The organism is Cellulomonas sp. P4_B5_2, from assembly GCF_056402235.1.
Genome location: NZ_JBFUHU010000488.1, coordinates 1 through 3,419 on the forward strand (window position 1 = coordinate 1; position 3,419 = coordinate 3,419).

At 68.1% G+C, this 3,419-nt stretch carries 6 protein-coding genes; all 6 read right to left on the bottom strand.

Annotated features, from left to right (window positions below):
- The coding region (gene rplQ / locus AC1DUQ_RS21450) for a 50S ribosomal protein L17 (protein WP_477074603.1) at positions 1 to 542 on the bottom strand (542 nt) is incomplete at its 3' end.
- A gap of 74 nt (positions 543 to 616) precedes the next feature.
- A complete protein-coding gene (locus AC1DUQ_RS21455; protein ID WP_056088961.1) occupies positions 617 to 1,627 on the bottom strand; it encodes a DNA-directed RNA polymerase subunit alpha in 1,011 nt (336 codons plus the stop codon).
- A gap of 134 nt (positions 1,628 to 1,761) precedes the next feature.
- Complete coding sequence (gene rpsK, locus AC1DUQ_RS21460) at positions 1,762 to 2,163, bottom strand: 30S ribosomal protein S11 (protein ID WP_055912186.1); 402 nt, start codon at positions 2,161 to 2,163, stop codon at positions 1,762 to 1,764.
- Positions 2,164 to 2,234: 71 nt separating this feature from the next.
- A complete protein-coding gene (gene rpsM / locus AC1DUQ_RS21465) occupies positions 2,235 to 2,615 on the bottom strand; it encodes a 30S ribosomal protein S13 (protein ID WP_175348018.1) in 381 nt (126 codons plus the stop codon).
- Positions 2,616 to 2,801: 186 nt separating this feature from the next.
- Positions 2,802 to 2,915: a 50S ribosomal protein L36 gene (rpmJ, locus tag AC1DUQ_RS21470; RefSeq protein ID WP_013117849.1), complete on the bottom strand. Its 114-nt coding sequence runs from the start codon at positions 2,913 to 2,915 to the stop codon at positions 2,802 to 2,804.
- Between the two features lie 60 nt (positions 2,916 to 2,975).
- A complete protein-coding gene (gene infA / locus AC1DUQ_RS21475; protein WP_013770189.1) occupies positions 2,976 to 3,197 on the bottom strand; it encodes a translation initiation factor IF-1 in 222 nt (73 codons plus the stop codon).
- Between the last annotated feature and the right edge of the window lie 222 nt (positions 3,198 to 3,419).

The window sequence follows — 3,419 nt, forward strand, 5'->3', positions numbered from 1 at the left end:
CTCTTGGTCTCGGCGGCAGCGTCCTCGACGGGCGCGTCCTCCACGGGAGCGTCCTCGACGGGCGCGTCCTCGACGGGCGCGTCCTCGACGACCTTGTCCTCGACCTTGTCGGCCTTCTYCGCCTTCGGCGCAGCCTTCGAGGCGGCCTTGGTGGCCTCCTTCACGACGGCCTGCTTCGGGGAGAGCGGCTCGAGCACGAGCTCGATGACGGCCATCGGGGCGTTGTCGCCCTTGCGGGGGCCGATCTTGGTGATGCGCGTGTAGCCACCCTGACGCTCGGCCACGGCCGGGGCGATCTCGGTGAAGAGCACGTGCACGACGGACTTGTCCTTGACGACGGTCATCACGCGGCGGCGGGCGTGCAGGTCACCACGCTTGGCGAACGTGATCAGGCGCTCGGCGAGCGGGCGGAGGCGCTTGGCCTTCGTCTCGGTCGTCGTGATGCGCTTGTGCTCGAACAGCGACGTCGCGAGGTTCGCGAGGATCAGCCGCTCGTGCGCCGGTCCGCCACCGAGCCGGGGACCCTTGGTGGGCGTAGGCATGGTCTTTACTCCTTGAGTTCCAGTGATGGGCTGCAGGCGAGCCGGCTCACGCCGGCACGTCTAGCTCCCCGGCGTCAGTACTGCTCGTCCTCGACGAAGTCGCCCTCGTCGTCGCCGTAGTAGGCGGTGGCGGACGGGTCGAAGTCGAGCGGGCTGTCCTTGAGCGTCAGACCGAGCTCGGCCAGCTTCTCCTTGACCTCCGTGATGGACTTCGCACCGAAGTTGCGGATGTCCAGGAGGTCGGCCTCGGACCGGGCGACGAGCTCACCCACGGAGTGGATGCCCTCGCGCTTGAGGCAGTTGTAGGAGCGGATCGTGAGCTGCAGGTCCTCGATCGGCAGAGCGAGGTCCGCGGCGAGCGCAGCGTCGGTCGGCGACGGGCCGATCTCGATGCCCTCGGCCTCGATGTTGAGCTCACGGGCCAGACCGAACAGCTCGACCAGCGTCTTGCCGGCGGAGGCCAGCGCGTCGCGCGGCCCGATCGCCGACTTGGTCTCGACGTCGACGACCAGCTTGTCGAAGTCCGTGCGCTGCTCGACACGCGTCGCCTCGACCTTGTAGGTCACCTTGAGGACCGGCGAGTAGATCGAGTCGACCGGGATGCGGCCGATCTCGGCGTCGAACGACTTGTTCTGGTTCGCCGACACGTAGCCACGACCGCGCTCGACGGTCAGCTCGATCTCGAGCTTGCCCTTGTCGTTCAGCGTGGCCAGGTGCAGGTCGGGGTTGTGCACCTCGACGCCGGCCGGCGGGACGATGTCAGCGGCGCTGACCTCACCGGCACCCTGCTTGCGCAGGTACATCACCACGGGCTCGTCGTTCTCCGAGGAGACGACCAGCTGCTTGATGTTGAGGATGATCTCGGTGACGTCCTCCTTGACGCCCGGCACGGTGGAGAACTCGTGCAGCACGCCGTCGATCCGGATGGACGTGACGGCGGCACCGGGGATGGAGGACAGCAGCGTCCGGCGGAGCGAGTTGCCGAGCGTGTAGCCGAAACCCGGCTCCAGGGGCTCGATGGAGAACCGCGACCGGTTCTCCGAGATGACCTCTTCGGTCAGGGTGGGGCGCTGTGCAATCAGCACGGTGTGTTTTCCTCTCAGCGGGCGTCCGCCATATGACGCTGCGCAGTACTACGGGCCGGCCTGGTCTCGGTCCACCTGGTCGACGTAAGGATGTCCGGGTCGGGGGGGCCCCCCCGACCCGATCGAGCCGACGGTCAGACGCGACGGCGCTTCGGCGGGCGGCAGCCGTTGTGCGCCTGGGGCGTCACGTCCTGGATCGAGCCGACCTCGAGGCCGGTCGCCTGGAGCGAGCGGATCGCGGTCTCACGGCCGGAGCCGGGGCCCTTGACGAAGACGTCGACCTTCTTCATGCCGTGCTCCTGGGCGCGACGAGCGGCCGCCTCGGCGGCGAGCTGCGCCGCGAAGGGGGTCGACTTGCGCGAGCCCTTGAAGCCCACCTGGCCCGACGAGGCCGACGCGATGACGGCGCCGGTCGGGTCGGTGATGGAGATGATCGTGTTGTTGAACGTGCTCTTGATGTGCGCCTGGCCGTGGGAGACGTTCTTCTTCTCCTTGCGGCGCGGCTTGCGCACGGCGGAACGGGTCTTGGGAGGCATGCTCTTCTTCTCTCGAGATCAGCTGGGGATGACCGGGCGGCGCATCGCGGGGATGCAGCCAGCCGGGAGGGCTACTTGCGCCCGGCCTTCTTCTTGCCGGCGACGGTGCGCTTCGGGCCCTTGCGGGTACGCGCGTTGGTCTTGGTGCGCTGTCCGCGCACCGGAAGGCCACGGCGGTGACGCAGGCCCTCGTAGCAGCCGATCTCGACCTTGCGGCGGATGTCCGCAGCGACCTCACGGCGAAGGTCACCCTCGAGCTTGTAGCTCGTCTCGAGGTAGTCACGCAGCGCGACGAGCTCGGCGTCGCCGAGGTCCTTCACGCGCAGGTCCGGGCTGATGCCGGTCGCGGCCAGAGTTGCCTGGGCGCGGGTACGGCCGACCCCGTAGATGTAGGTGAGCGCGATCTCGAGCCGCTTCTCGCGGGGGAGGTCGACGCCGATAAGACGTGCCATGTGTCTGGTGGCTCCTGCACTGCATCGGAGGTCTGCCGCACTGCCCTCCCGCGTGCTGCGGGCCCCGGCCTCCGACCGAGGGTGCACCGGCGAGTGATCGCCGGAGTGGCTGTGCGCTTGCTGGTCCTCCGTGGAGGACCGGTGGTGCTGGTCGAGCTGCTGGTCCGACGGACCGGCGTCAGGGCATCAGCCCTGGCGCTGCTTGTGGCGCAGGTTCTCGCAGATCACCTGGACGCGACCGTGCCGGCGGATCACCTTGCACTTGTCGCAGATCTTCTTGACGCTGGGCTTGACCTTCATCGCGTGTTCCTCCGCCGCCGTTGCGCCCGTGACAGGGCTGACGGCGTGTTCGAGTGGCTGTTACTTGTAGCGGTAGACGATCCGGCCACGGGACAGGTCGTACGGGCTCAGCTCCACCACCACCCGGTCCTCGGGGAGGATCCGGATGTAGTGCTGTCGCATCTTGCCCGAGATGTGGGCGAGCACCTTGTGGCCGTTGGTGAGCTCCACGCGGAACATCGCGTTCGGCAGAGCCTCCACGACGCTGCCCTCGATCTCGATGACACCGTCCTTCTTCGCCATATCCTCCGCTAACTGTCGGTCCTGATGGATCAACCCACGACGACCGGCCCCGCCCGGACGGGCGGCGACGACGTGGTGGGAACTAGATGTGGACAGCGCGCCACGAGAACCGGGCGCACACCCAACGGACGATCTTACGCCATCAGGCCCAGGGGACGAAACCGCCCCCCGCTCCTGGCACGTGCCGTCCGCCACACACGGGCCACCGACACACACGAGGAG

What these genes read in the sequence shown, in the direction of transcription:
- rpsK (WP_055912186.1), bottom strand. Translation starts at nt 2,163, where the DNA reads ATGCCTCCCAAGACCCGTTCCGCCGTGCGCAAGCCGCGCCGCAAGGAG.
- rpsM (WP_175348018.1), bottom strand. Translation starts at nt 2,615, where the DNA reads ATGGCACGTCTTATCGGCGTCGACCTCCCCCGCGAGAAGCGGCTCGAG.
- rpmJ (WP_013117849.1), bottom strand. Translation starts at nt 2,915, where the DNA reads ATGAAGGTCAAGCCCAGCGTCAAGAAGATCTGCGACAAGTGCAAGGTG.
- infA (WP_013770189.1), bottom strand. Translation starts at nt 3,197, where the DNA reads ATGGCGAAGAAGGACGGTGTCATCGAGATCGAGGGCAGCGTCGTGGAG.